The sequence below is a fragment of the Pseudarthrobacter enclensis genome, assembly GCF_030811655.1.
In the GTDB taxonomy this organism is placed as follows: domain Bacteria; phylum Actinomycetota; class Actinomycetes; order Actinomycetales; family Micrococcaceae; genus Arthrobacter; species Arthrobacter enclensis_A.
In genome coordinates this window covers 17,295-39,627 of record NZ_JAUSRE010000005.1, presented here as the reverse complement: position 1 = coordinate 39,627, position 22,333 = coordinate 17,295, and the positions used below count along the sequence as shown (strand labels likewise).

General features: G+C 64.2%; 26 protein-coding genes and 1 tRNA gene. 16 read left to right on the top strand and 11 right to left on the bottom strand.

The annotated features are described in order from the left end of the window. Positions 1-32: 32 nt before the first annotated feature. Together J2X98_RS06210 and J2X98_RS06205 are read right to left on the bottom strand one after the other, a co-directional pair. A complete protein-coding gene (locus J2X98_RS06210) occupies positions 33-206 on the bottom strand; it encodes a hypothetical protein (RefSeq protein ID WP_307305587.1) in 174 nt (57 codons plus the stop codon). Continuing rightward, complete coding sequence (locus tag J2X98_RS06205) at positions 203-490, bottom strand: hypothetical protein (protein WP_307305584.1); 288 nt, start codon at positions 488-490, stop codon at positions 203-205. Before J2X98_RS06205 ends, J2X98_RS06210 begins: the two co-directional genes overlap by 4 nt. A 132-nt stretch (positions 491-622) precedes the next feature. On the opposite strand from J2X98_RS06205, the gene J2X98_RS06200 reads away from it, so the two are divergent. Then, complete coding sequence (locus J2X98_RS06200; protein ID WP_307305581.1) at positions 623-784, top strand: hypothetical protein; 162 nt, start codon at positions 623-625, stop codon at positions 782-784. A gap of 444 nt (positions 785-1,228) precedes the next feature. On the opposite strand, the gene J2X98_RS22200 is transcribed toward J2X98_RS06200, so the two are convergent. The 6 genes from J2X98_RS22200 to J2X98_RS06175 all read right to left on the bottom strand — a co-directional run bounded on the left by J2X98_RS22200 (position 1,229) and on the right by J2X98_RS06175 (position 3,884). Beyond that, positions 1,229-1,486: a helix-turn-helix domain-containing protein gene (locus J2X98_RS22200; RefSeq protein WP_373460835.1), complete on the bottom strand. Its 258-nt coding sequence runs from the start codon at positions 1,484-1,486 to the stop codon at positions 1,229-1,231. A gap of 388 nt (positions 1,487-1,874) precedes the next feature. Then, positions 1,875-2,291, bottom strand: coding sequence for a hypothetical protein (locus tag J2X98_RS06195; RefSeq protein ID WP_307305579.1), 417 nt, complete (start codon positions 2,289-2,291; stop codon positions 1,875-1,877). A gap of 111 nt (positions 2,292-2,402) precedes the next feature. Then, positions 2,403-2,624, bottom strand: a complete 222-nt coding sequence (locus J2X98_RS06190) for a hypothetical protein (protein WP_307305577.1) — start codon at positions 2,622-2,624, stop codon at positions 2,403-2,405. Positions 2,625-2,633: 9 nt separating this feature from the next. Beyond that, the gene (locus J2X98_RS06185) at positions 2,634-2,888 is read right to left on the bottom strand and encodes a hypothetical protein (protein WP_307305574.1); all 255 of its coding nucleotides are present in this window, start codon (positions 2,886-2,888) and stop codon (positions 2,634-2,636) included. Between the two features lie 450 nt (positions 2,889-3,338). Continuing rightward, positions 3,339-3,599 (bottom strand): hypothetical protein, encoded by a 261-nt coding sequence (locus J2X98_RS06180; RefSeq protein ID WP_307305573.1) that lies wholly within the window; start codon positions 3,597-3,599, stop codon positions 3,339-3,341. Between the two features lie 202 nt (positions 3,600-3,801). Continuing rightward, positions 3,802-3,884: transfer RNA gene (locus tag J2X98_RS06175), tRNA-Leu, on the bottom strand. A 170-nt stretch (positions 3,885-4,054) separates the two neighbouring features. On the opposite strand from J2X98_RS06175, the gene J2X98_RS06170 reads away from it, so the two are divergent. Together J2X98_RS06170 and J2X98_RS06165 are read left to right on the top strand one after the other, a co-directional pair. Continuing rightward, positions 4,055-5,359, top strand: a complete 1,305-nt coding sequence (locus J2X98_RS06170; protein WP_307305571.1) for a M20/M25/M40 family metallo-hydrolase — start codon at positions 4,055-4,057, stop codon at positions 5,357-5,359. A gap of 12 nt (positions 5,360-5,371) precedes the next feature. Next, complete coding sequence (locus J2X98_RS06165; RefSeq protein ID WP_307305569.1) at positions 5,372-6,532, top strand: acyl-CoA dehydrogenase family protein; 1,161 nt, start codon at positions 5,372-5,374, stop codon at positions 6,530-6,532. Here the strand turns inward: J2X98_RS06165 and J2X98_RS06160 are convergent. Continuing rightward, positions 6,529-6,762 (bottom strand): DUF5703 family protein, encoded by a 234-nt coding sequence (locus J2X98_RS06160; RefSeq protein ID WP_018771130.1) that lies wholly within the window; start codon positions 6,760-6,762, stop codon positions 6,529-6,531. The genes J2X98_RS06165 and J2X98_RS06160 overlap by 4 nt on opposite strands. Before the next feature lie 40 nt (positions 6,763-6,802). On the opposite strand from J2X98_RS06160, the gene J2X98_RS06155 reads away from it, so the two are divergent. Next, positions 6,803-7,069, top strand: a complete 267-nt coding sequence (locus tag J2X98_RS06155) for a hypothetical protein (protein WP_141941360.1) — start codon at positions 6,803-6,805, stop codon at positions 7,067-7,069. A gap of 43 nt (positions 7,070-7,112) precedes the next feature. Here the strand turns inward: J2X98_RS06155 and J2X98_RS06150 are convergent, their stop codons facing one another. Next, a complete protein-coding gene (locus J2X98_RS06150; protein ID WP_141941362.1) occupies positions 7,113-8,045 on the bottom strand; it encodes an aldo/keto reductase in 933 nt (310 codons plus the stop codon). 51 nt (positions 8,046-8,096) lie between these two features. On the opposite strand from J2X98_RS06150, the gene J2X98_RS06145 reads away from it, so the two are divergent. Both J2X98_RS06145 and mshC read left to right on the top strand, forming a co-directional pair. After that, positions 8,097-8,930 (top strand): undecaprenyl-diphosphate phosphatase, encoded by an 834-nt coding sequence (locus J2X98_RS06145; protein ID WP_141941364.1) that lies wholly within the window; start codon positions 8,097-8,099, stop codon positions 8,928-8,930. 15 nt (positions 8,931-8,945) lie between these two features. Further along, positions 8,946-10,223 (top strand): cysteine--1-D-myo-inosityl 2-amino-2-deoxy-alpha-D-glucopyranoside ligase, encoded by a 1,278-nt coding sequence (gene mshC / locus J2X98_RS06140; RefSeq protein ID WP_141941366.1) that lies wholly within the window; start codon positions 8,946-8,948, stop codon positions 10,221-10,223. 89 nt (positions 10,224-10,312) lie between these two features. Here mshC and J2X98_RS06135 read toward each other — a convergent pair whose 3' ends face one another. Continuing rightward, positions 10,313-11,218, bottom strand: coding sequence for a PAC2 family protein (locus tag J2X98_RS06135; RefSeq protein ID WP_141941367.1), 906 nt, complete (start codon positions 11,216-11,218; stop codon positions 10,313-10,315). A 151-nt stretch (positions 11,219-11,369) separates the two neighbouring features. On the opposite strand from J2X98_RS06135, the gene J2X98_RS06130 reads away from it, so the two are divergent. The 10 genes from J2X98_RS06130 (at position 11,370) to J2X98_RS06085 (ending at position 22,333) form a co-directional block, all read left to right on the top strand. Then, positions 11,370-12,101 (top strand): HAD family hydrolase, encoded by a 732-nt coding sequence (locus tag J2X98_RS06130; RefSeq protein ID WP_307305557.1) that lies wholly within the window; start codon positions 11,370-11,372, stop codon positions 12,099-12,101. Next, positions 12,094-13,284, top strand: coding sequence for a site-2 protease family protein (locus tag J2X98_RS06125; protein WP_307305555.1), 1,191 nt, complete (start codon positions 12,094-12,096; stop codon positions 13,282-13,284). Before J2X98_RS06130 ends, J2X98_RS06125 begins: the two co-directional genes overlap by 8 nt. Positions 13,285-13,383: 99 nt before the next feature. After that, positions 13,384-14,448 carry a tRNA (adenine-N1)-methyltransferase gene (locus J2X98_RS06120; protein WP_141941371.1) on the top strand — a complete coding sequence of 355 codons (1,065 nt, stop codon included), beginning with the start codon at positions 13,384-13,386 and terminating at the stop codon, positions 14,446-14,448. An 82-nt stretch (positions 14,449-14,530) separates the two neighbouring features. After that, positions 14,531-16,282, top strand: coding sequence for a proteasome ATPase (gene arc / locus J2X98_RS06115; RefSeq protein ID WP_307305550.1), 1,752 nt, complete (start codon positions 14,531-14,533; stop codon positions 16,280-16,282). Next, positions 16,279-17,952 carry a depupylase/deamidase Dop gene (gene dop, locus J2X98_RS06110; protein ID WP_141941376.1) on the top strand — a complete coding sequence of 558 codons (1,674 nt, stop codon included), beginning with the start codon at positions 16,279-16,281 and terminating at the stop codon, positions 17,950-17,952. Before arc ends, dop begins: the two co-directional genes overlap by 4 nt. A gap of 84 nt (positions 17,953-18,036) precedes the next feature. After that, positions 18,037-18,240 carry a ubiquitin-like protein Pup gene (locus J2X98_RS06105; RefSeq protein WP_141941378.1) on the top strand — a complete coding sequence of 68 codons (204 nt, stop codon included), beginning with the start codon at positions 18,037-18,039 and terminating at the stop codon, positions 18,238-18,240. Between the two features lie 80 nt (positions 18,241-18,320). Further along, positions 18,321-19,142: a proteasome subunit beta gene (gene prcB, locus J2X98_RS06100; RefSeq protein ID WP_141941380.1), complete on the top strand. Its 822-nt coding sequence runs from the start codon at positions 18,321-18,323 to the stop codon at positions 19,140-19,142. Between the two features lies 1 nt (position 19,143). After that, positions 19,144-19,854 carry a proteasome subunit alpha gene (gene prcA / locus J2X98_RS06095; protein ID WP_141941382.1) on the top strand — a complete coding sequence of 237 codons (711 nt, stop codon included), beginning with the start codon at positions 19,144-19,146 and terminating at the stop codon, positions 19,852-19,854. A 10-nt stretch (positions 19,855-19,864) separates the two neighbouring features. Then, on the top strand, positions 19,865-21,229 hold the full coding sequence (gene pafA / locus J2X98_RS06090) for a Pup--protein ligase (RefSeq protein WP_141941384.1): 1,365 nt from the start codon (positions 19,865-19,867) through the stop codon (positions 21,227-21,229). 117 nt (positions 21,230-21,346) lie between these two features. Continuing rightward, a complete protein-coding gene (locus J2X98_RS06085; RefSeq protein ID WP_141941386.1) occupies positions 21,347-22,333 on the top strand; it encodes an FKBP-type peptidyl-prolyl cis-trans isomerase in 987 nt (328 codons plus the stop codon).

Below are 22,333 nucleotides of genomic sequence, written 5' to 3'. Positions count from 1 at the left end.
CGCTCAGTCCAGGTTGGCAGGTGGGTCCAGGCCTACCTGCCAGACTGCGTCATTGGCGCCTTCCATGCGGCGACCGCCGACTGGATGCGCACCAGCCGATGGGGGAGCATTCCCAGAAAGTTGGAGAGGAACCGGACGGCGATGTGGGGGCTGTTCAGGTCCCGTCCCAGGTCATGGATCTTCTGAAGGTAAAGACCGTTGATCATGCGCGCGGAGTTCGGCTTTCCCCGGCTTCGGGGTCCACGGGGCTCTTCCGCCAAATCCCCGCCAGCATGGTGACCACCAGCACCGCCGGCGCCCCGTACATAAGCACATTCAGGACAATGGGTTGGCGGAGGACCGGGATAGCCTGTCCGACGTACGGAACGGTGGCCACGTGCCGGTCGACGGTCGGGGTGCTGATGGTTGCCAGCCACGGATCGACTCCGGCGCGGCCTGTGGGCTGGAGCCTCCTGGTCGACCCGGAACTCCTGATGTCACCTCTGGACATGAGCGAGGACCTGGACTTCGGGCCGCTGGCCAGGGTGACGGGGAAGCGATTAGACGAGGCGGCCGATCGGGCCTCTGACGCCATCGCCTGGCAGGTCTCTAAGTCGCGGGGGAGAGAGGTGAGAACCCGCTGATGGCGCTCAGAGGCCTCGCCGAACACTTCCAGACCGCCATCGAGAAAGCCACGGAGCGTATCTTCACCAAGCTTCTGGCGGACACCATGAACTCCTCGAGGTTACGACTGGCACTGCAAAAGGGCGGACGCGGGGAAGCGAACAGCTCCGAGCATGCGTAGACATCGGCGTGATGCATCATCGCGAGGGGCACCGGTGACTTTCGTCCCTAGCCGCGGTTTCGGTGTGTTGGGACAGTTGGGGCACGTGTTCCGGTCACGGCCGGAACGGAAGCGATCAGCCAGCAGGAGGAACACCGTCAACAGAGTCCGGAGAGCGTCGGCAGCGGCCGCAGCCCTGGCAGCGGTGACCGTCTTCGCCCCGCAGGCAGCGGACGCCAGCCCCGGCCAGCCGACGGGCGTCATCAGACCTGGGATTACACGGGCACTGTCGATCAGATCGTGCCCCCGTCCGGGAACCGGGACTACTTCTGCATCAGCGGGCCGATGTCGACGGGCACGGGAGAGCGGATGAACATCTACATCCGGAACTCCGGCAACGGACGCACCTCCTTCGACCGTCGTTCTTGCGCCCTCAAGGCCCGCAATTTTCCCAAGTAAGCCACTTCAGCCAGCAGGTGTTCGTTCTCCCGGCGAAGTCGTTCCAGTTCGGGTGGCTCCACTGGGGGGCAAGGCATCGGGCTTCCCGGGTCTTCCTTTGGCCTCGGGACGTAGAGCATCCGGCCCTTCCCGGCGGTATGCGGGAGCCCACGTTTCGAGAAGTTTGGGCGACGATAAACCGGCTTCTGAGGCGAGATCCTGCGCAGTCTCACCCGCGGCTAAGCGCTCAACCAACGCGAACTTGGATTCAAACGAGTAACGCACGCTTTGTCGGCTTAGTCATCAGCGCTCCCCGGCCATAGATCCTACATCGCCGATAAAGATGACCGGCGAGCGGGCCACGCCCAGCAAGCTGGCGGTCGCATTGTCTGCGATGCCCTTCTCAAAACACGCTACAGCGGCCTCGCGCTGGTCCTCGGACAATGAACTGGATCAACGCATAAAACTGCTCCCCGGGGGTCGGAACTGAATTTCTCAGTCCAACTTCCGGGGAGCAGTTCATTCGCTGAGCGCACCCTTTTCATTCCCCTCGCAACCGGATCCCCATCCGACCGACAACATCCTAAGCCTACTGATATTAAGACAGTCAAGATGGTTGCGTATTCCTAGCGGAACCGCCACCATTTTCGCAGTCAGGCTGAGGCGCACTCGTCTAATAGGGCAGGAGATGGCTTGTGCCCCGGGCGACGGCGTCGACAAGCATCTCGTTCAGCGTGACCCATCGGGAGGACCAGCCGAGCCAGTAGGAGTTGCGGATCCAGTTCTCACGAACAGGCGCTTTATTGCGGGTCAATCCGCCCTCCAGATGCAGCCGGTACAGTTCCGCGTCGGTACCGACAGCCAGGCCTGTGCCGGGAAACAAGACCCAGCCGAAGACCGAAGACCGGTACCTTCGATGGGCGCTGTAGGTCTCGAGTGGCAGGGGATGGATGCCACGGTCCTGGGCGGTCTGGACGAATTCGACCAGGCGTCGCCTGAGTGCCTCTTGTTGTTCCGTCTCATCGGGGTCGTGTGCCAGGGCACCATAATGCTCCAACGGCGGCCTGTCCGGGTCCTCTGGAAGTCCCATGCCCGCATGATTCCACAAGGGGCCCCGCGTGTGTAGCAGTTCACCCCTCTGGTATCTGACCGACGGACACGGGCTGCATGTCGAGCTCGCAGTCTCAGGGAGGGGGGTCTGCTACCTCCTGCCGTCAAGGAGCCAGGAGGCGTCCAGGTCCGGCGCGGGCCGGTGCCGGAACCTCTTGACCAGGGCGATAAACGGCAGCAGCACCAACTGCAGAACCCCGCCGGCAATGAGCAGGGCGACGAGCAAAACGATGACCGGCAGGTAGAGGAGGAATATGCCTCCCATGGCTGCGATGTAGCTGGCAGCGTACCCGAGGATCGTCCCGGTATCCATGATTGCTCCCTAGTGCTGGTGTGGATGGCGGACTTTTGGGAGCCTCAACCGCCGGCGCGGCACCGGGCTTTGGCCTGTCACGGACGGGACCCGCCGCCACGGCCTGTGCGCCCCGGAGCTGGTGGGGTCAGGGGATGGGGGAGCCGTGGCGACCGCGGAGGACCCTTTCCTGCGCCGGCGCAGCGTCAGGAGAACAACCAGGGTGAGTCCGACCCACACGAAGGCGGCAACCAAGATCAGTGCCACGGCCTGGGCCGTGCTCATGACGGGACTGTCGGACGAAGCGCCGGCTGCACGGGCGGAAGATTGGATGGCGGGTTATGGTCAGCGTTGCACATGGTGCCCCGGCTCTGGGTGGCTACCGTTGGGCTGACTGCATAACTCGGTAGGGCAAGTTTCCGCCCATCCAGTTGGGGCGGCAAGGCCGCCGGGCCTAGACAACCGCCCCGTTACCGAACTGCGGCCTTCGTAACGGCTTGGGGAGTCCGCGTGCCCAGTACGTGATCATGAGTCGCACGGTGGCGGCGCCGCCGGCGTACGTCCAGGGCGAGGACCAGGCCCCTTCAGTGGTCGGGATGGTGAAGGCAATCCAGACGGTCGCGATCGCCAGGAGAAGCTCCACCGCCGCCTGGAGCCGCTGCCCGGGGTACGCCGGCAGGACGAGGGGAATGGACCCCGGCGAGCGTCCACGGGCGGCCGCCCGTTTCCCGGGTATCAGCCACGGGAGGCAGCCCAGGGCGGTGGATTCTCTTCGATGATCTTCTTGCACCTGACATTTCCCCGATAGCTACGAACTGTGTAGCCGTTGGCGTCCGTGAGCAGATTGATGTGGTCTTCGGTTATTCGGGACACGGTGTAGGTGCCGTTGAAGTGGTCTTTGACGCTATTTAGAGCCGCATCGACGTCACTGCCGTGGGCTTTGAGCACGGTGAGGAGCAGCTCCGCACTCTCTTTGGATTCCATTTTTTGGGTCATGCGACTCGTCGACCCCGGGTCGATCCATCTGACGTACTACGCCAGGGAGCCGTTCTGACGTTTGCGTTTTTCGATACATGCCATGCGATTTGCTATGCGGGGCACCCCTTGTGGGTGTCACACATTCGCGTACGCGTGGTTGGTAAACGGCCCCGCGTGGTTGGAGACACAAAAAAACCCCGGTTTCCCGGGGTTTTTCTTGTGCGCGGAGGGGGACTTGAACCCCCACCCCCTTTCGAGGACTAGCACCTCAAGCTAGCGCGTCTGCCATTCCGCCACCCGCGCAGGTGGTATTTCGGAAAGCCGTCCCGCCTTTCAGCGTTTCGCGCCTCTCCGAAGCAGCGAGAAAAACTCTAACACGACTTTTCGTAGAACAACGAATCGGGGCAAGTAGGTAGGCTGAGGGCAGCGGCTACGCCCGCGCCAGCCAGTCATTCCCTACCAAGGAGCCTTCAATGCCTGACGTACTGCCCGAGGATGAAGTTGTCCGGATCTGCCAGGAACTCATCCGGATCGACACCTCCAACTACGGTGACGGTTCAGGGCCGGGGGAGCGTGCGGCAGCGGAGTACGCCGCGGGCCTGATCGAAGAGGTGGGCATGACGGCGGAGATCTTCGAGTCCGCGCCCGGCCGGGCCAACGTGGTGACCAGGATGGCGGGCGAAGACCCTTCAGCCAGCGCCCTGGTGGTGCACGGCCACCTGGACGTCGTTCCCGCGCTGCGTGACCAGTGGTCGGTGGACCCGTTTGGTGCAGAACTGAAGGACGGCCTTATCTGGGGCCGCGGCGCCGTCGATATGAAGGACATGGACGCCATGATCCTTTCCGTCCTGCGGAGCTTCGCCAGGGAAGGCAGGAAGCCCAAGCGCGACATCATCTTCGCGTTTTTTGCTGATGAGGAAGCCGGCGGCGTGTACGGCGCCCGCTACGCCGTGGATAACCGTCCGGAACTGTTCGAGGGGGCCACGGAGGCCATTTCCGAGGTGGGCGGCTTCTCGGCCACCATCGGCGGCCAGCGGACCTACCTGCTGCAAACGGCGGAAAAGGGCATTTCGTGGCTCCGCCTGGTGGCGCACGGAAGGGCCGGCCACGGCTCCCAGATCAACACCGACAACGCCGTCACCCGGCTTGCCGCCGCAGTCACGCGCATCGGTGAATACAAGTGGCCCATCGAGCTCACTCCCACCACGCGACAATTCCTTGACGGCGTGACTGAACTCACCGGCGTGGAGTTCGACGCCGACAACCCGGACCTCCTGCTCAACCAGCTTGGCACCGTAGCCAGGTTCGTGGGCGCCACCCTGCAGAACACCACCAACCCGACGCTTCTCAAGGGCGGCTACAAGCACAACGTCATCCCGGAATCCGCTGAAGCCCTGGTGGACTGCCGCACGCTGCCGGGCCAGGAACAGCAGGTCCTCGAGATGGTCCGTGAACTGGCCGGCAGCGGCGTGGATGTCAGCTACGTCCACAACGACGTCTCGCTCGAGGTGCCCTTCGCCGGCAACCTGGTCGACTCGATGATCGATGCCCTCCACAAGGAGGACCCGGGGGCCAAGGTGCTGCCGTACACGCTCTCCGGCGGTACGGACAACAAGTCGCTGAGCAGGCTCGGCATCACCGGTTACGGCTTCGCACCCCTCATGCTGCCTGACGAACTGGACTTCACCGGCATGTTCCACGGGGTGGATGAGCGCGTCCCTGCAGACTCCCTCAAGTTCGGCGCCCGGGTGCTGAACACCCTGCTCACCAACTACTAAGAGGACCGGGCCATGACTCCTGGGGATCTGCTGCCCGACGAACTCCTGGAGCGTATCCGTGGCCGCGCTGCCGGATATGACCGGGACAACGCCTTCTTCCACGAGGACCTGCAGGAGTTGGCCGCGGCGGGGTACCTGAAGCTTTTTGTTCCAGCGTCCGACGGCGGCGCGGGGCTGGGGCTTGAAGCGGCGGCACAGTGCCAGCGCAGGCTTGCAACGGCTGCCCCTGCCACCGCGCTGGCCGTCAATATGCACCTGGTGTGGACCGGCGTCGCGCACGTCCTCGCTGTCCGGGGTGACAGCTCCCTTGACTTCGTCCTCAAGGAAGCCGCCCGGGGCGAGGTGTTCGCGTTCGGCAATTCAGAAGCAGGCAACGACTCGGTCCTCTTCGACTCCCGGACCACCGCCACTCCGGACAGGGATGGTGGCTACTCGTTCACCGGAACCAAGATCTTCACCAGCCTCTCGCCGGCGTGGACCCGCCTTGGCATCTTCGGCAAGGACCCGGACGCCAGGGACGGAGCCGGGGAACTGGTCCACGGATTCATCACCCGGGAAACGCCCGGCTACAGAATCCTGGACGACTGGGACACCCTGGGCATGCGCGCCAGCCAGTCCGCCACCACTGTCCTCGACGGTGTCACCGTTCCAGCGGACAGGATCTTCCGGAAACTACCGGCGGGCCCCAACGCTGACCCGCTGATCTTCGCGATCTTCGCCTGCTTCGAAAGCCTCCTCGCTGCTGTTTACACCGGCCTGGGCGAGCGGGCGCTGGCCCTGGGCGTGGAGACGGTAAAACGGCGCACGTCATTCAAGAACGGCGGGCGAAGCTACGCGCAGGACCCGGACATTCGCTGGAAAGTGGCAGAAGCCGCCATGGCCATGGACAACCTGTACCCCCAGCTCGCCGCGGTGACCGCCGACGTCGACGCTCTGGCAGACCACGGCTCCCAATGGTTCCCCAAACTGGTGGGCCTCAAAGTCAACGCCACCGAAACTGCACGCCGCGTGGTGGACCTGGCCATTCGCGTCAGCGGGGGATCAAGCTACTTTAGGGGCTCGGAACTGGAGCGCCTTTACCGGGACGTACTGGCCGGGATGTTCCACCCGTCAGACGACGAATCAGCCCACAACACCGTGGCCAACGCCTGGCTGGGGCCGCTGGAAGACTAGACGGTCCGCTGGACCTGCATCACCCGGCGGCGCAGCCAAAAGCGCCTGCCGCCGCCCACGTAGAGCTTGCTGCGTTCCAGTTCCCACTTGCCGTATTCGGAGTGTTCCACCAGCCGGCGCCGCGCCTCCGGCAGGGAGTCATCAGGGCTGACAGTCAATACGAGGTACTCGTACTGCCGCAAATAATCCCGTTCCCGCTGGACCGAGCTGGTGAGAAATTGTTCCTTCATTTGCTCTCCATTTTCGTCCTTTTCCGGCTAACGTGAAGTCATGAGCATCGATCCGCGTGTCGCGCTTTCGTCCCTGACCACCGCTTTGGAAGAACACCTTATAGCAGCATCGAACCGCCGCGGGGACGGTGACCCCTCCGTCGAGGCAGCTTTTTTCGCCGTAGCCGATGCCTTTGAGGTTTACGAGGACGCGCTCTACGAGGCTTACAACGAAGTCACCCCTTTGCAGGTCTTCGATGACGAGGACGAAGAGGACGAGGAAGCAGACGTGGACGACGACGAAGACTTGGAGATCGTCGAGGAATAGCAGCACCGCAGGAGCACGCCCTGTAATCACGCCCGGCAGGCCCTCAGATGGCGGAAACGTCCTCCAAAGCCCGTGCAATCTGTGGAGGCAGGGGAGAGAGCTGGGCGTCGAGGATTTCCTTGAGCTGTACAGGCGTGCGCGCTCCCACGATGGCAGTGGCAACGCCGTTCTGTGACAGCAACCAGGACAGCGCCACGTCGTGGGGTGTGCGGCCCAGCCCGTTTGCCGCCATGCAGACGGCGTCCACAATGCGCGAGGGTTTTTCTTCAAGGTAGGGCTCGACATATGCAGCTTCTGTAACCGATGCCCCGCGGGACCCGGCGGGAATGCTGCCCCGGTACTTGCCGGTGAGGACCCCGCGGCCCAGGGGAGCCCATGCCATGAGCCCCAACCCGGCGTCCTCCACGGCCGGGATCAGTTCCGCCTCCGGCGCCCTGTTAAGGAACGAGTATTCGGCCTGGACGGCAACCAGGGGGACGCGGTTGACGGCGGCGGCCTTGGCGGCCTGCCAGCCTTTGAAGTTCGAGATACCGGCGTACCGCGCACGTCCGGTCCTGACAGCGAATTCCAGCGCGGACAAAGTTTCGTCGAGGGGAACGTTTCCGTCCCAGGCCTCGGCAAACCAGAGGTCGACATAGTCGGTGCCCAGTCTGGCCAGGCTGGCGTCAAGTCCTGTGAGCATCGCGTTGCGTGACGTGTCCACCGCACGGCGCCCGTCCGGCGTCGTCATCCCCGCCTTGGTGGAAATGGAAATCTCGGTGCGGGACACCACATCGCCAAGCAACGAGCCCAGGACGGCCTCCGAACCGCCGCCCGAGTAGGAAGCCGAGGTGTCCAGGTGCCGGCCGCCGGCGTCGAGGAAGGTGCGCAGCAGTTCCGATGCGTCCTGTTCGTCGGTTTCCCCGCCCCATGACCGGGTGCCCAGGGAGAGGGCTGATACTCGCAATCCACTGTTGCCGACGTAACGCTGCTGCATAGCAGCAAGCTTACGGGCAGATGCACGGGCGCCATGCCGTAGGGTCTTACCGTGAACTGGTTTGAAGCGGCCCTGCTGGGCCTTGTGCAGGGACTGACCGAATTTCTACCTATTTCATCAAGTGCCCACCTGCGGATCGTGGGGGAATTCCTCCCCAACGCAGAGGACCCGGGCGCCGCCTTCACGGCAATCACGCAGCTCGGCACGGAGACCGCAGTGCTGATCTTCTTCTGGCGCGATATTGTCCGGATAGTCAAGGCCTGGGCGGGCTCCCTTGCCGGCAGGGTGCCGCGGCAGGACCCTGACGCAAGGATGGGCTGGCTGGTCATCCTCGGCAGCGTTCCCATTGTCGTGCTGGGACTGCTTTTCCAGGACCAGATCGAGTCCGTGCTCCGCAGCATGTGGATCGTCGCCACCATGCTGATCGTCTTCGGCCTCATCCTCGCCGTCGCCGACGCGGTCGGCGCCCAGAAACGGGACCTTGCCCACCTGACCTACAAGCACGGCATCCTATACGGCCTCGCGCAGGCACTCGCCTTGATTCCCGGGGTCTCCCGGTCCGGTGGAACCATTACCGCTGGCCTGCTGATGGGCTACACACGTGAAGCTGCGGCCCGGTATTCCTTCCTGCTGGCCATCCCCGCGGTGTTCGGCAGCGGGCTGTACCAGTTGTACAAGGTGGTAACCAAGGAGGGCATCTCCGGGCCGTTCGGCCTTCCGGAGACAGCCCTTGCCACCGTGATCGCACTGGTCGTGGGCTACGTCATCATCGGCTGGTTCCTGAAGTTCGTCTCAACCCGCAGCTACCGCCTCTTCGTCTGGTACCGCATTTTCCTGGGCCTGGCACTGTACCTACTGCTCGGTTTCGGCGTCATCAGCGCCTAGGACTAGGCTTGGCTTGTGAAATCCTGGACTTCCCGCCCCGTTCCTGCCCTGCCCGGAAACATGCCCGCCATCCGGCTGTTCGACACTGCGGCAGGCCGCGAACTTCCGCTGGAACACGAGGCAAGACCCTCCATGTATGTCTGCGGGATCACTCCCTACGACGCCACCCACATGGGCCATGCGGCCAGCTACGTGGCATTTGACCTGCTGAACCGGGCCTGGCGTGATTCCGGCAGCGAGGTTTCCTACGTGCAGAACGTCACGGACGTGGACGATCCCCTGCTTGAACGTGCCACCGCCACCGGCGTTGATTGGCGCGACCTCGCCGCACAGCAGGTGGAACTCTTCCAGACCGACATGGAAGCCCTGAACGTTCTTGCGCCGGACCACTACGTCGGCGCTGTGGAATCCATCGGCCTGATCGTGCCCGAGGTGGAACGGCTCGTCAGCATGGGGCTGGCGTACCAAGTGGCGGGTGCCAACGGCGAGCCCGACGGCGATGTCTATTACGACGTCGAAGCGGCCGGCAAGCACTCAGCGGCCCCTGACGCCTGGGTCCTGGGATGCATTTCCCACTTGAGCGAAAGCGCCATGCTTGAGCTCTTCGCTGAGCGCGGCGGGGATCCCGGCAGGGCCGGGAAGCGGCAGGCGCTCGACCCCCTTCTCTGGCGTGTGGAACGGCCGGGGGAACCGAGCTGGCCCGGCGGCAGCCTGGGCCCCGGCAGGCCCGGCTGGCACATCGAATGCACCGTCATCGCACAGAAGTACCTGCCCTCACCCTTCACCGTGCAGGGTGGGGGATCGGACTTGATTTTCCCCCACCACGAAATGGGCGCCGGCCATGCGTATTCGCTCGCCGGGGTTCCCCTTGCCCGGCACTATGCCCACGCCGGCATGGTGGGGCTCGACGGCGAGAAGATGAGCAAGTCGAAGGGCAACCTGGTGCTGGTGTCCAAGCTCCGTGCGGCGGGTGAGGACCCGGCTGCGATCCGGCTGGCCATCCTGTCACACCACTACCGCTCCGACTGGTCCTGGACTGATGAAGGCTTCACCGCCGCGAAAGCAGACCTGGCGGCGTGGCGCCAAGCCCTGGACCACGCTCCCGAGGGCTCAGGCCAGGCGCTGCTCGCCGAAATACGCAAAGCACTGGCAGCAGACCTGAACGCGCCGGCAGCCGTTGCTGCCGTGTCACGCTGGGCACGGTCAGCGAACGACGGCGGTGCTGCCGCCAACGATGCTGACCGCGCCCTGGTAAAGGACGCCGTGGACGCCCTCCTGGGCATCAGGCTTTAGACGCAGGCTCCCAGCGTTAAGAAAAAGAGGCCTGGCCGGGATTTCTCCCGGCCAGGCCTCTTCTGGTTTTAAAGGGGCTGACCGGCGCGCTAGGGCCGGTCCTGGCCGCGGCGCTTCAGGTACCGCTCAAACTCGCGGGCGATGGACTCGCCGCTGGCCTCTGGAAGGTCGGCTGTGTCCTTGGCTTCCTCCAGCTGCCGCACGTAGGCAGCAATCTCGGGGTCCTCGGTGGCGAGTTCGTCCACGCCGCGTTCCCAGGCGTCGGCTTCCTCTGCCAGCTCATGGGTATCCAACGGCACCTGCAGCAGTTCCTCAATGCGGTGCAGAAGGGCAAGCTGCGCCTTCGGCGAAGGAGCCTGCGCCACATAATGGGGGACGGCGGCCCACAGGGACACCGCGGGGATTCCCGCCAACAGGGCAACCTCGGACAGGACGCCCACAATCCCAACGGGGCCTTCGTACTGGGACGCCTCCAGGTTCATGCGCTCGCGCAGCGGGGCGTCATCGGAGGACGTGCTCACGGGGATCGGGCGGCTGTGCGGCACATCTGCCAGCAGTGCGCCTACCAGCACCACGTAGTCGACGTTGAGCGCCTCGGCATGGGCCAGCAGTTCGGCGGTGTAGGCGCGCCACTTGTAGGAGGGCTCCGTTCCCTGCACAAAAATGACGTCCACGTTCGAGTTGGGCGCAGTGGCCTTGTAGATCCGGGTGGAAGGCCACTTGATCTTGCGTTCGCCGGCCGCATTCCGGCGGACTGTGGGGCGCGTGAACTGAAAGTCGTAGTATTCGTCGGCATCGATTGATGCCACTTTCTTTCCACCCCACAGCTTGTTTAGGTAACGCAACGAATCGCTGGCGGCCTCTCCGGCGTCGTTCCATCCTTCGAAGGCGGCAAGCATCACCGTTATTCGCTGTCCTTCAGCCACTGGCTGCAGGAACCGTTCCCGCTCGGGTCCGGCACCCTGATCGGCGGTGTCTCCCTCGAAGCTATTCATTTCTTCACCCTACGTCCAAGGTGCGCGCTTGCGCATGGAATGAAGCGCCGCAAATCGCGGGAAACCGGAGCCAAGGGCTCCCGCCATGCCCGATATTCGCCAAGGGCGTAGCCCACAGCCTGCGCCCAGCCATCCCCCGTAGACTGGCGTCATGCGATCTCCTGCCCCCGGTTCACCGCTCAAAGCCGTCCTTTGGGACATGGACGGCACCATCGTGGATACGGAGCCCTACTGGATCGCCGCCGAGCACGCGCTGGTCGAATCCCATGGCGGAACGTGGAGCCACCGCCAGGCAATGCAGCTGGTGGGCCAGTCACTGACGTTTTCGGCCGGCCTGCTCCAGGAGGCCGGTGTCGAGCTGGAAATCCGCGAGATCATTGACACCCTTACCGCCCAGGTCATCAGCAGTGTGCGGCAGCGGGTGCCGTGGCGGCCGGGTGCCCGTGAGCTGCTTGAGGAACTGCACTTGTCCGGCATCCGCTGCGCGCTGGTCACCATGTCAGAGGGTCCCCTGGCGCGCGAAGTAGTGGCGAGCCTCCCGCGGCCATATTTTGAGGTGGTGGTGACCGGGGACACCGTAAGCCAGGGCAAACCCCACCCGGAGGCCTACCTCACCGCCGTCGAACTGCTGCAGGAAGACGATCCCGGACTTGGCATCCACCACTGCATCGCCCTCGAGGACTCCGTTCCCGGTGTCGCTGCGGCAGTGGCATCCGGGGTCACCACCGTCGCCGTGCCGCACATCGTGCCGCTGCCGGACAACGGGGACTACGCGCTCTGGGAAACTCTCGCAGGGCGCGGCATTGCAGAGCTTGAAGCCCTGTTGCCCAGCACGGTTCCCTCCGGTCCGGCCTGCGCATCCCAGGGTGATGCACGTGGCTGACCCAGGGGCCGGAACGGGCACCCAACAGGAGAGCCCGGGCCGCCGCGAAGGAATCCCGCTGGGACGCATCGCCGGAGTGCCTGTAGTTCTCGCCTACTCGTGGTTTGTCATCGCGGCCTTCACGGTGATTGTCTATGGGCCGGTACTGGCCAGGAACAATCCCATGCTCGGAATGGCCGCCTATTTGGTCGCCCTTGCCTACGCCGTCCTGCTGCTGATCTCCGTTCTCGTGCACGAGCTGGCCCATGCGCTGACCGCGAAGATCTATGGCTGGCCCACGCAGAAGATCGTCCTCAACCTGTGGGGCGGCCACACCCAGTTCGAAAGCTTTACGTCCTCCCCGGGACGGTCCGTGCTCGTCGCCTTTGCCGGACCCGCAGCGAACTTCCTCCTTGCCGGCGGTGCGTGGCTGGTGCTCGGTACCGACAGCCTAGGCAGTGTCGCCGGGATCCTGACGAACATCTTTATGTGGGCCAACTTCCTTATCGGTGTCTTCAACGTCCTGCCTGGACTTCCGTTGGACGGTGGCCGCCTGGTGGAATCGATTGTCTGGAAGGCCACCGGCAGCCAGGCCAAGGGCACCGTGGCTGCCGGCTGGGGCGGCCGCATCATCGTTGTCGCGATCGCTTACTGGTTCCTCCTGCGTCCCTACCTCGCCGGTGACCGGCCGGACTTCAGCCTCATCATGATCACCGTCCTGGTGGGCGGTTTTCTCTGGATGGGTGCCTCGGCATCGATCCAGCAGGGAACGCTCCGCGGACGTCTCCCGTTGGTCAGCGCCGCCGCTTTGTCGACGCCGGCGGGCGGCGTTGCAGCCACCGGCACCGTCCGCGACGCCCTCCGGGTGCAGGCAGCAGGAACACCGTCGGTAGTAGTGTGCGGACCAGACGGCCGGCCCCAGGGGGTGGTGGATCCGGAGGCATTGGCCGCCGTACCCGCGGCAGCTGCCGATACGACCCCCATCACCGCCGTAGCCTTCCCCCTCGCTGCCGGAGCCTATGTACCCGAGTGGTCCAAGGGACAGGAACTGATCCAGTTCCTCTCGCAGCTGGAAGGACGCCATTACGCGGTGGTGGACCACAACGGCAGCGTCACCGGGCTGCTGACCCAGGATGCTGTCCTCGCCGCCATGACAGGAAAGCGCCAAGGCACCGATAGGCGCCGGCAGGGCCAGAACCGGTAGAGTTACCTGCCGGTCGTGCATTGCCGCTGAAAGGGCCACAGTGTCCCCGGGACGTTTCCCTCCGCGGCGTAACAGGTTTCACAGGAGCGAGGAAAAATCATGAGCAGCGAAACTGCCGTCAATGACGCCCAGGGAGCAGCCCGGGCCGGTGCTGCCGCCGGCGGCTCGCAGCCGGTGGGAGCTGCCCGTCGACGTGGCCCCTTCCGCGAAGGCGAACGCGTCCAGCTCACGGACGAACGCGGCCGTATGAACACCATCACGCTCGAACGTGGTGGAGCATTCCATACGCACCGCGGCTTCCTGAACCACGACGAAATCATCGGCAAGGTGGACGGCTCCGTGGTGGTCAACAATGTGGGCCAGCAGTACCAGACGCTTCGGCCCCTGCTCTCCGACTTTGTGCTGTCCATGCCGCGCGGCGCCGCCGTCGTATATCCCAAGGACGCCGGCCAGATCGTCACCATGGCGGATATTTTCCCCGGCGCACGCGTGGTGGAAGCCGGCGTCGGCTCGGGTGCCCTGTCCATTTCCCTGCTCCGCGCCGTGGGCGACAACGGCTACCTGCATTCCTTTGAACGCCGGGAGGAGTTCGCGGATATAGCCCGCGGCAACGTCGAGACCATCTTCGGCGGCCCGCACCCCGCCTGGCAGATTTCCCTCGGCGACTTCCAGGAGGAAGTAGTTAAGGCTGAGGAGCCCGGATCCGTGGACCGCGTAGTCCTGGACATGCTGGCGCCGTGGGAGTGCCTCGACGCCGTCGCCACCGTCCTTGCACCGGGCGGCGTCTGGATCAACTACGTTGCCACCGTCACCCAGCTTTCGCGCACGGCAGAGGCCATCCGGGCCGATGGCCGCTTCACTGAACCGGATGCCTGGGAGTCGCTGGTCCGCGGCTGGCACCTCGAAGGGCTTGCCGTCCGCCCCGACCACCGGATGGTGGCCCACACCGGATTCCTGCTGGTTACCCGGCGGCTCGCAGATGGCGTCACCGGCATCTCCGTCAAGCGCCGTCCCTCCAAAACCGAGTTCAACGAAGAAGACGTCAACGCGTGGACGCCCGGCGCCGTGGGGGAGCGGGCCGTGTCAGACAAGAAGCTGCGCCGCGCTGCCCGGGACGCCATTGCCGGGACGAACGTGGTGGATACCCCCGAGGTCACGAACTAGTCCAGATTTCGAGAGTCTCCATCCCTACCCGCCTTCTTGGGACTAATGTCTTAAGAGAAGCGCAGGAAGGGGCTGATACATCATGGAGACACCAAACCAGGACTCCGGACGTACACCGGCAGAGCAGTCTGCCGCCAACGACCTCTCGGTTGCTGACCGCCAGGTCAACATACTTCGGGACAAGCTCAGGCATATTGACCGCCAGTTGGCAGCGGCGACGCAGAACAACTCCAAGCTGGTCAGCATGCTTGAGACGGCGAAGGCAGAGATCCTTCGGCTGAAAAATGCCCTGGACCAGGAGGGTCAGCCGCCTTACAGCTTCGGCACCATTCTTCAAATCAATCCCAAGCGTCAGCCCGCTCCGGGCAACAGCGGCCAGGCGGCCACCGAAGAATCGGTGGACATCTTCAACGCCGGCCGGAAAATGCGCGTGGGCGTCAGCCCCCTGGTGAATATAAACCAGCTATCCGTGGGCCAGGAAGTGCTGCTGAACGAAGCACTCCTGATTGTCGCCGGACTGGGCTACGAGCGCGCCGGCGAACTGGCCACCCTGAAGGAGATGCTGGGGCGGGACCGCGCCCTGGTGGTCGGCCGCGCCGACGAGGAACGCGTCGTGCGTCTCTCAGGGGCGCTCCAGGCGGAGAAGCTCAGGGTCGGCGATGCCCTCTCGGTCGATTCCCGCACTGGTTATGCCCTGGAAAAGGTGCCCCGCTCCGAGGTGGAGAACCTTGTGCTCGAGGAAGTCCCGGACATTACCTACGAGGACATCGGCGGCCTGGGTCCCCAGATCGAGCAGATCCGCGACGCAGTGGAACTTCCGTTCCTGCATCCGGACCTCTACCGGGAGCATGGTTTGAAAGCGCCCAAGGGAATCCTCCTGTACGGTCCTCCAGGCTGCGGCAAAACCCTGATCGCCAAAGCCGTCGCCAATTCCCTGGCTGCGCGCGCCGCCGAGCGGTCCGGCAACGTGGACCTCAAGAGCTACTTCCTGAACATCAAGGGACCCGAACTCCTTGACAAGTACGTGGGCGAAACGGAGCGGCACATCCGCCTGATCTTCTCCCGAGCCCGGGAAAAGGCCTCGGACGGCAGCCCCGTGGTGGTGTTCTTCGACGAAATGGACTCCTTGTTCCGCACGCGCGGCACAGGCATCTCGTCCGACGTCGAAACCACCATCGTGCCCCAGCTCCTCAGTGAGATTGACGGCGTGGAGCGCCTGGACAATGTCATCGTCATCGGCGCATCCAACCGCGAGGACATGATTGACCCGGCCATCCTCCGGCCCGGCCGTTTGGATGTGAAGGTCAAGATCCAACGGCCCGATGCGGAGGCTGCCGCCGACATCTTCAACAAATACATCACGCCCGATCTGCCATTCCACGAATCGGATCTCGCCGAACACAACGGCGATGTCCAGGCCACCGTGGACGCCATGGTCCAGCGCACGGTGGAAGCCATGTACTCCACGGACAAGTCCAACGAGTTCCTGGAAGTCACGTACGCCAACGGCGACACGGAAATGCTGTACTTCAAGGATTTCAACTCCGGCGCCGTGGTGCAGAATGTGGTGGACCGGGCCAAGAAGTACGCCATCAAGGACCTGCTGACCACCCACCAGAAGGGGCTCCGGATCGAGCACCTGCTGCGGGCGGTGGTGGACGAGTTTCGTGAACACGAGGACATGCCCAACACCACCAACCCGGATGACTGGGCCCGGATTTCCGGAAAGAAGGGCGAACGGATCACTTACATCCGCACCATCGTCCAAGGGAAGGCAGGCCAGGAGCCCGGCAAGTCCATCGAGACCATGCCCACCACAGGACAGTATCTATGACGGGTGCACAGGGATCCGCCGGCGGGGAGGCTCTCCCCGCCGGCGGAGCCATGCGGGTCATGGGGGCGGAAACCGAATACGGCATCCACGCCCCTTCCGCACCCTCCGCCAATGCCACCATGATGAGCGCCCGGGTGGTGCAGGCGTACGCCCAAGTCACCCGGCAGCGGGCTGCGGGTGGAGCTGAAACCCGTTGGGACTACACCGATGAAGAGCCGCTCCATGACGCCCGCGGCTGGACGGTGGACAGGGGCGCGGCCCATCCCAGCCAGCTGACCGACCAGCCGCCCGTCCTTGATGCAGAGGCGGTGGCTCTGGCTTACGGCCGCGAGGAACTTGAACTGGACGGGCAGGATGAGTCCGGAACCCTCCTCATGAACATGGTCCTGGGCAATGGGGCCCGACTTTACGTGGACCATGCACACCCTGAATACTCAAGCCCGGAGGTCACCAACCCGCGGGATGCGGTGGCCTGGGACGCGGCGGGGGACCTGGTTGGACTTGCCGCCGTGCGCCGGCTGGCCGCGGACCCTGCCCTCCCGCCGGTCAACCTCTACAAGAACAACACGGACAACAAGTCCGTGTCCTACGGTTCCCACGAGAACTACCTCATGCCCAGGTCGGTGCCTTTCGGGGACATTGTTCGCGGGCTGACGCCGTTTTTTGTGAGCCGCCAGGTGGTGTGCGGAGCAGGCCGCGTGGGAATCGGCCAGGACAGCTCCATCCCCGGCTTCCAAATCAGCCAGCGGGCGGACTTCTTCGAAGCTGAAGTGGGCCTGGAAACCACTATCCGCAGGCCTATCATCAACACCAGGGATGAGCCGCACGCCACCGCGGACAAATACCGGCGCCTGCACGTCATCATCGGGGACGCCAACCTGAGCCAGGTGTCCAACTACCTCAAGTTCGGCACTACGGCGCTGGTCCTCAGCCTCATCGAGGCCGGTCTGGCGCCCAGGATCGAGGTCTTCGAGCCCGTCGCAGCGCTCAAGACCGTAAGCCATGACACCACACTGACAGCGAAGCTGCGCCTGCTGGACGGCCGCCGCGTCACTGCCCTGGACCTGCAGTGGATGTACCACGAGGCCGCCGCCAAACTTGCCCAGGACACCGGCGTGGGTGACTCGGTGGACGGTGACGGGCACACCCACGAGGTGCTGGAGCGGTGGGCGTCGGTTCTCACCCAGCTTGATAATGACCGCGCTGCTGCTGCCTCCTCTGTGGAATGGGTGGCCAAGCTTTCCCTGCTGGAGGGCTACCGCCAGCGCGACGGACTTGAGTGGAGTGATGCCAGGCTGGGCCTGGTGGATCTCCAGTGGGCCGATATCAGGCCCGAAAAAGGCCTCTACTACCGGCTCCTGTCCAGGAACCGGATGCAGCGTGTGGTGGATGATGCCGCCATCGCAAAGGCCGTGTCCGAGCCTCCGGCCGATACCCGGGCCTTCTTCCGGGGCAAGTGCATCAGCACCTTCGGCAAGGACGTGGTGGGGGCAAGCTGGGACTCCGTTATCTTCGACGTGCCGGGTTACGGACGGCTTCAGCGGGTTCCCACCCGGGAGCCGCTGAGGGGAACCAAAGCCCTCACCGGAGCGTTGTTTGAGCGCTACCGGGATGCGGCCCCGTTCCTCGGGGAACTGCTGGGACACAACAGCACTCCGCCTGCGGCGTAAACCGCGCCGGAACGCCTATCCCGTGGCAGGATGGGCATATCGGCGGATCCGCTTGATCCGCCGAAGTCAGAAGGAGGGAAACCAATGGCAGGCCAGGAGCAACAGCAGCCGCAATCACGCGACACCCAGGTCGACGAAGACATCCCCGAGGCACCCCCGGCTCCGCCCGAAGCGCAGGCCTCGGCATCAACCGAAGGCGTGGATGACCTGCTCGACGAAATCGACGGCGTCCTGGAATCCAACGCCGAGGAGTTTGTCCGGGCCTTTGTCCAAAAGGGCGGCCAGTAACCCGGACCCGGGAGGTGGCGGAAGCCGCGGACGGCCGGAATCTGTACCGACGTTGAAGTACCACGTTCAAGGAGTGATGAGTGCAGGAATCAACCGCCAACCAGGTAGCCGCCAACGCCACCTCGTCCTTTACCGAGCACCTACTACGGGACCGGCCTGAGCTGCTGCCCTTCAACCGGTCCCTGCCGGGTGGCGCGACGGCGGCTGCCCCTTTGCAGGTTCCACACGCCACGACCATCGTTGCGATGAGCTACGGGGGCGGTGTCCTGATGGCCGGCGACAGGCGGGCCACCATGGGAAACGTCATCGCCAGCAGGCACATCGAAAAGGTCTTCCCGGCGGACCACTTCTCCGTCCTTGGCATCGCCGGAACAGCCGGCATAGCAATCGACCTGACCAGGCTTTTCCAGGTCGAACTTGAACATTACGAAAAGATTGAGGGAACGCAGCTCAGCCTCGAAGGCAAGGCCAACCGGCTCGGGGCCATGATCAGGGGCAACCTTCCGCTGGCCTTGCAGGGGCTCGCAGTGGTCCCTCTGTTTGCAGGTTTTGACACCACCGCCGGTCTCGGCCGACTGTTCTCCTACGACGTTACCGGGGGCAGGTACGAGGAACACGAGCACCACACGGTAGGGTCCGGTTCTGTCTTCGCCCGTGGCGCCCTGAAAAAGCTCTGGCGCCCCAACCTGACGGCAGCGGAAGCGCTCTCCGTTGCCGTGGAATCCCTGTACGACGCCGCCGACGACGATTCCGCCACCGGCGGCCCGGATACGGTAAGGCAGTTGTGGCCCGTGGTCTACACGGTGGACAGCACGGGGGCCCGACGTATTCCGGAGGCCGAACTCGCAGCCGCGTCCCGCGGCGTGATCGAGGCCCGCACCATCGCCGGACGGGAGGCCTGAGATGACGCAGCAGTTCTATGTGTCGCCCGAGCAGCTGATGAAGGACCGCGCGGATTTCGCGCGGAAGGGCATCGCCCGCGGCCGCTCGGTGGTGGTCATCAGCTGCGCCGATGGCATTGCGCTTGTCGCGGAGAACCCTTCGCCGTCCCTGCACAAAGTCGGCGAAATCTACGACAAGATCGCGTTCGCCGCCGTTGGCAAGTACAACGAATTCGAAAGCCTCCGCCAGGCCGGTGTCCGCTATGCCGACGTCCGCGGTTACTCCTATGACCGCGAGGACGTTACCGCCCGCGGTCTGGCCAGCGTTTACGCGCAAAGCCTGGGCGCCGTATTCACCGCCGAGCAAAAGCCGTTTGAAGTGGAACTCGCCGTGGCAGAAGTAGGTCCCACCCAGGCCGAAGACCATCTGTACCGGTTAACGTTCGATGGCTCGATCGCGGACGAGCACAGTTTCGTCGTCATGGGCGGCCAGGCTGAGAAGGTTTCCGCGGTCATCGACGCCGGATGGCAGGCGTCCCTGGGCTTCGCCGACGCGGTGCGGCTCGCAGTGAAGGGACTGACGCCCGCCCAGGAGGGGGACCAGCCATCGACGCCGTTGCCGTCAAGCGCTCTTGAAGTGGCCGTCCTCGACAGGCTCTCCGACAGCTCCCGCGGCACCCGGCGCGCCTTCCGCAGATTGAGCGGCGCGGACATCACAGCCCTGCTGGCCTAGGAGGAACAAAATGGACAAGAGAATCTTCGGCATTGAAACCGAATTCGGGATCTCCTACTCGAGTCCCGACTCCAGGCCTCTTGCTCCGGAGGAGGTGGCCCGGTACCTGTTCCGCAAGGTGGTCAGCTGGGGGCGCTCATCCAATGTGTTCCTTACCAACGGTTCGCGGCTTTATCTCGACGTAGGGTCCCACCCGGAATATGCCACGGCGGAATGCGATGACCTTGCCCAGCTGATCGCCCACGACCGCGCCGGTGAATTGATCCTCGACGACCTGGTGGATGAAGCCCAGGCGCGGCTGGCCGCCGAGGGGTTCAACGGCACCGTGTACCTATTCAAGAACAACACCGACTCGGCGGGCAATTCGTACGGCAGCCACGAAAATTACCTCATTCCCCGGCGCGGCGAGTTTTCCCGCCTCGCCGAGATCCTGATCCCGTTCCTCGTTACCCGCCAGCTCATCGCCGGGGCGGGAAAGATCCTGAAGACACCGCACGGTGCCACCTACGCCTTCTCCCAGCGCGCCGACCACATCTGGGAGGGCGTCTCCTCGGCCACCACCCGGTCCAGGCCCATCATTAATACCAGGGATGAGCCTCATGCCGACGCCGAGTTCTATCGGCGGCTGCACGTCATCGTGGGGGATTCCAACATGTCCGAAGCAACGGCGCTGATGAAAATCGGCACCGTGGACCTCGTCCTTCGGATGATCGAAGCAGGGGTGATCATGCGTGACATGCGGATGGAGAACCCCATCCGCAGCATCCGGGAAATCTCCCACGACCTCACCGGCCGCGCGCTGGTGCGCCTCGCCAACGGGCGGCAGCTCACTGCCTTGGAGATTCAGCAGGAGTACCTGGGCAAGGTCACGGCCTTCGTCAACGAACACGGTGCCCACAACCAGCATGTTCCGCTGATCCTGGATCTGTGGGAACGCACACTCCACGCCATCGAGTCGGGCGACACCAGGGGCATTGACACTGAGATCGATTGGGCCATCAAGAAGAAGCTGATGGACAACTACCGCGAACGCCACGGCCTGGCACTGGATGCGCCACGGATCGCCCAGTTGGACCTTACGTACCACGACATTTCCCGCAGCCGCGGGCTCTTCTACCTGCTGCAATCACGCGGTGCGGTCCGCAGGATCGTTGACGATACGGTGATCAAGGGCGCGGTGGATGCACCACCGCAAACCACCCGTGCCAAGCTGCGGGGTGACTTTGTCCGCCGTGCGCAGGAACTGGGGCGGGACTACACCGTGGACTGGGTGCATCTTAAATTGAATGACCGCGCCCACCAGACCATCCTGTGCAAGGATCCCTTCCGCAGCGTGGACGACCGCGTGGAGGCTCTTCTGGACTCTATGGGCTGACGTCCAGCTTCAGGGTCTATTCTGGATAAGGTCCTTTTTAACGGGACCCTTCGAACGGCATTGTCCGCCGCGATGCGGAATGTCGTATCCACCCTGCCCCGACGAAAGTTTTCCTACGTGCGCCGACTACTAGCAATCCTCCTTCCCGGCCTGCTGCTCCTGACCGCCTGCGGAGGCACATCTTCGCAGCCAGAGCCCAGCAGCCAGTCCGCCGGGGAGACTGCAAAGTTCGACTCCCTCAAACTGACCGACAACGGGGACAAGAAGGCCCCGGGTGTGGACTTCGACAAGCCGCTGACCGTCACCCAGCCCACTATCAAGGTGGTGTCCGAAGGCAGCGGTGACACCATCAAGGCAAACCAGGTAGCCAAGATTTCGATCCTGGCCCTGAACGGCACGGACGGCTCGCAGCTTGAGGATACTTTTCCCAATGAGCCGGAAAGCCTGGAGCTGAACGATCAGCTCAAGACCAGCAGCGCCGTCATCTACAACGCGTTCGTAGGTGCCAAGGTAGGGTCCAGCCTGGCGCTGGCCGTCCCCGGACAGCAGAGCTCTCCCTCCGCGAGCCCCAGCCCCTCCGATGGTGCAAGCCCCTCTGACAGCGCGAGCCCGAGCCCCAGTGCCGCGGCCCAGCCCACCCAGCTGCTGATCATCAAAGTAGTGTCTGCTGCCGACGCTACCCCCGTCCTCGACAAGCCCCAGGGTGAAACGGTGACCCCGCCGGCCGGGCTTCCGACTGTGACGGATAAGGACGGCGTACCGCAGATCAATGTTGCAGGCGCGCCCGCCCCCACATCGCTGGTCTCCCAGGACCTGATCAAGGGCACCGGCGCCGCGGTCAAGGAAAGCGACACCCTGACGGTCAACTACGTTGGGGTCAACCTGGCCGACGGCACCAAGTTCGACTCCAGCTTTGACCGGGGCCAGCCTGCCACCTTCCCCCTCTCCGGTGTCATAAAGGGCTGGACGCAGGGCCTCACCGGCAAGACTGTAGGTTCCCGCGTCCTGCTGGTGATACCCAAAGACCTTGCCTACGGCGACGCCGGCCAGGGCCAGGCAAAGGGCGACCTTGTCTTCGTAGTGGACATCCTCGGGGTCAAGTAG

Bases quoted from the DNA above. Each gene is read 5' to 3' on its own strand.
- J2X98_RS06210 (WP_307305587.1), bottom strand. From the start codon at position 206: ATGATCAACGGTCTTTACCTTCAGAAGATCCATGACCTGGGACGGGAC.
- J2X98_RS06205 (WP_307305584.1), bottom strand. From the start codon at position 490: ATGTCCAGAGGTGACATCAGGAGTTCCGGGTCGACCAGGAGGCTCCAG.
- J2X98_RS06200 (WP_307305581.1), top strand. From the start codon at position 623: ATGGCGCTCAGAGGCCTCGCCGAACACTTCCAGACCGCCATCGAGAAA.
- J2X98_RS06195 (WP_307305579.1), bottom strand. From the start codon at position 2,291: ATGGGACTTCCAGAGGACCCGGACAGGCCGCCGTTGGAGCATTATGGT.
- J2X98_RS06190 (WP_307305577.1), bottom strand. From the start codon at position 2,624: ATGGATACCGGGACGATCCTCGGGTACGCTGCCAGCTACATCGCAGCC.
- J2X98_RS06185 (WP_307305574.1), bottom strand. From the start codon at position 2,888: ATGAGCACGGCCCAGGCCGTGGCACTGATCTTGGTTGCCGCCTTCGTG.
- J2X98_RS06180 (WP_307305573.1), bottom strand. From the start codon at position 3,599: ATGACCCAAAAAATGGAATCCAAAGAGAGTGCGGAGCTGCTCCTCACC.
- J2X98_RS06170 (WP_307305571.1), top strand. From the start codon at position 4,055: ATGCCTGACGTACTGCCCGAGGATGAAGTTGTCCGGATCTGCCAGGAA.
- J2X98_RS06165 (WP_307305569.1), top strand. From the start codon at position 5,372: ATGACTCCTGGGGATCTGCTGCCCGACGAACTCCTGGAGCGTATCCGT.
- J2X98_RS06160 (WP_018771130.1), bottom strand. From the start codon at position 6,762: ATGAAGGAACAATTTCTCACCAGCTCGGTCCAGCGGGAACGGGATTAT.
- J2X98_RS06155 (WP_141941360.1), top strand. From the start codon at position 6,803: ATGAGCATCGATCCGCGTGTCGCGCTTTCGTCCCTGACCACCGCTTTG.
- J2X98_RS06150 (WP_141941362.1), bottom strand. From the start codon at position 8,045: ATGCAGCAGCGTTACGTCGGCAACAGTGGATTGCGAGTATCAGCCCTC.
- J2X98_RS06135 (WP_141941367.1), bottom strand. From the start codon at position 11,218: ATGAATAGCTTCGAGGGAGACACCGCCGATCAGGGTGCCGGACCCGAG.
- J2X98_RS06130 (WP_307305557.1), top strand. From the start codon at position 11,370: ATGCGATCTCCTGCCCCCGGTTCACCGCTCAAAGCCGTCCTTTGGGAC.
- J2X98_RS06120 (WP_141941371.1), top strand. From the start codon at position 13,384: ATGAGCAGCGAAACTGCCGTCAATGACGCCCAGGGAGCAGCCCGGGCC.
- arc (WP_307305550.1), top strand. From the start codon at position 14,531: ATGGAGACACCAAACCAGGACTCCGGACGTACACCGGCAGAGCAGTCT.
- dop (WP_141941376.1), top strand. From the start codon at position 16,279: ATGACGGGTGCACAGGGATCCGCCGGCGGGGAGGCTCTCCCCGCCGGC.
- J2X98_RS06105 (WP_141941378.1), top strand. From the start codon at position 18,037: ATGGCAGGCCAGGAGCAACAGCAGCCGCAATCACGCGACACCCAGGTC.
- prcA (WP_141941382.1), top strand. From the start codon at position 19,144: ATGACGCAGCAGTTCTATGTGTCGCCCGAGCAGCTGATGAAGGACCGC.
- pafA (WP_141941384.1), top strand. From the start codon at position 19,865: ATGGACAAGAGAATCTTCGGCATTGAAACCGAATTCGGGATCTCCTAC.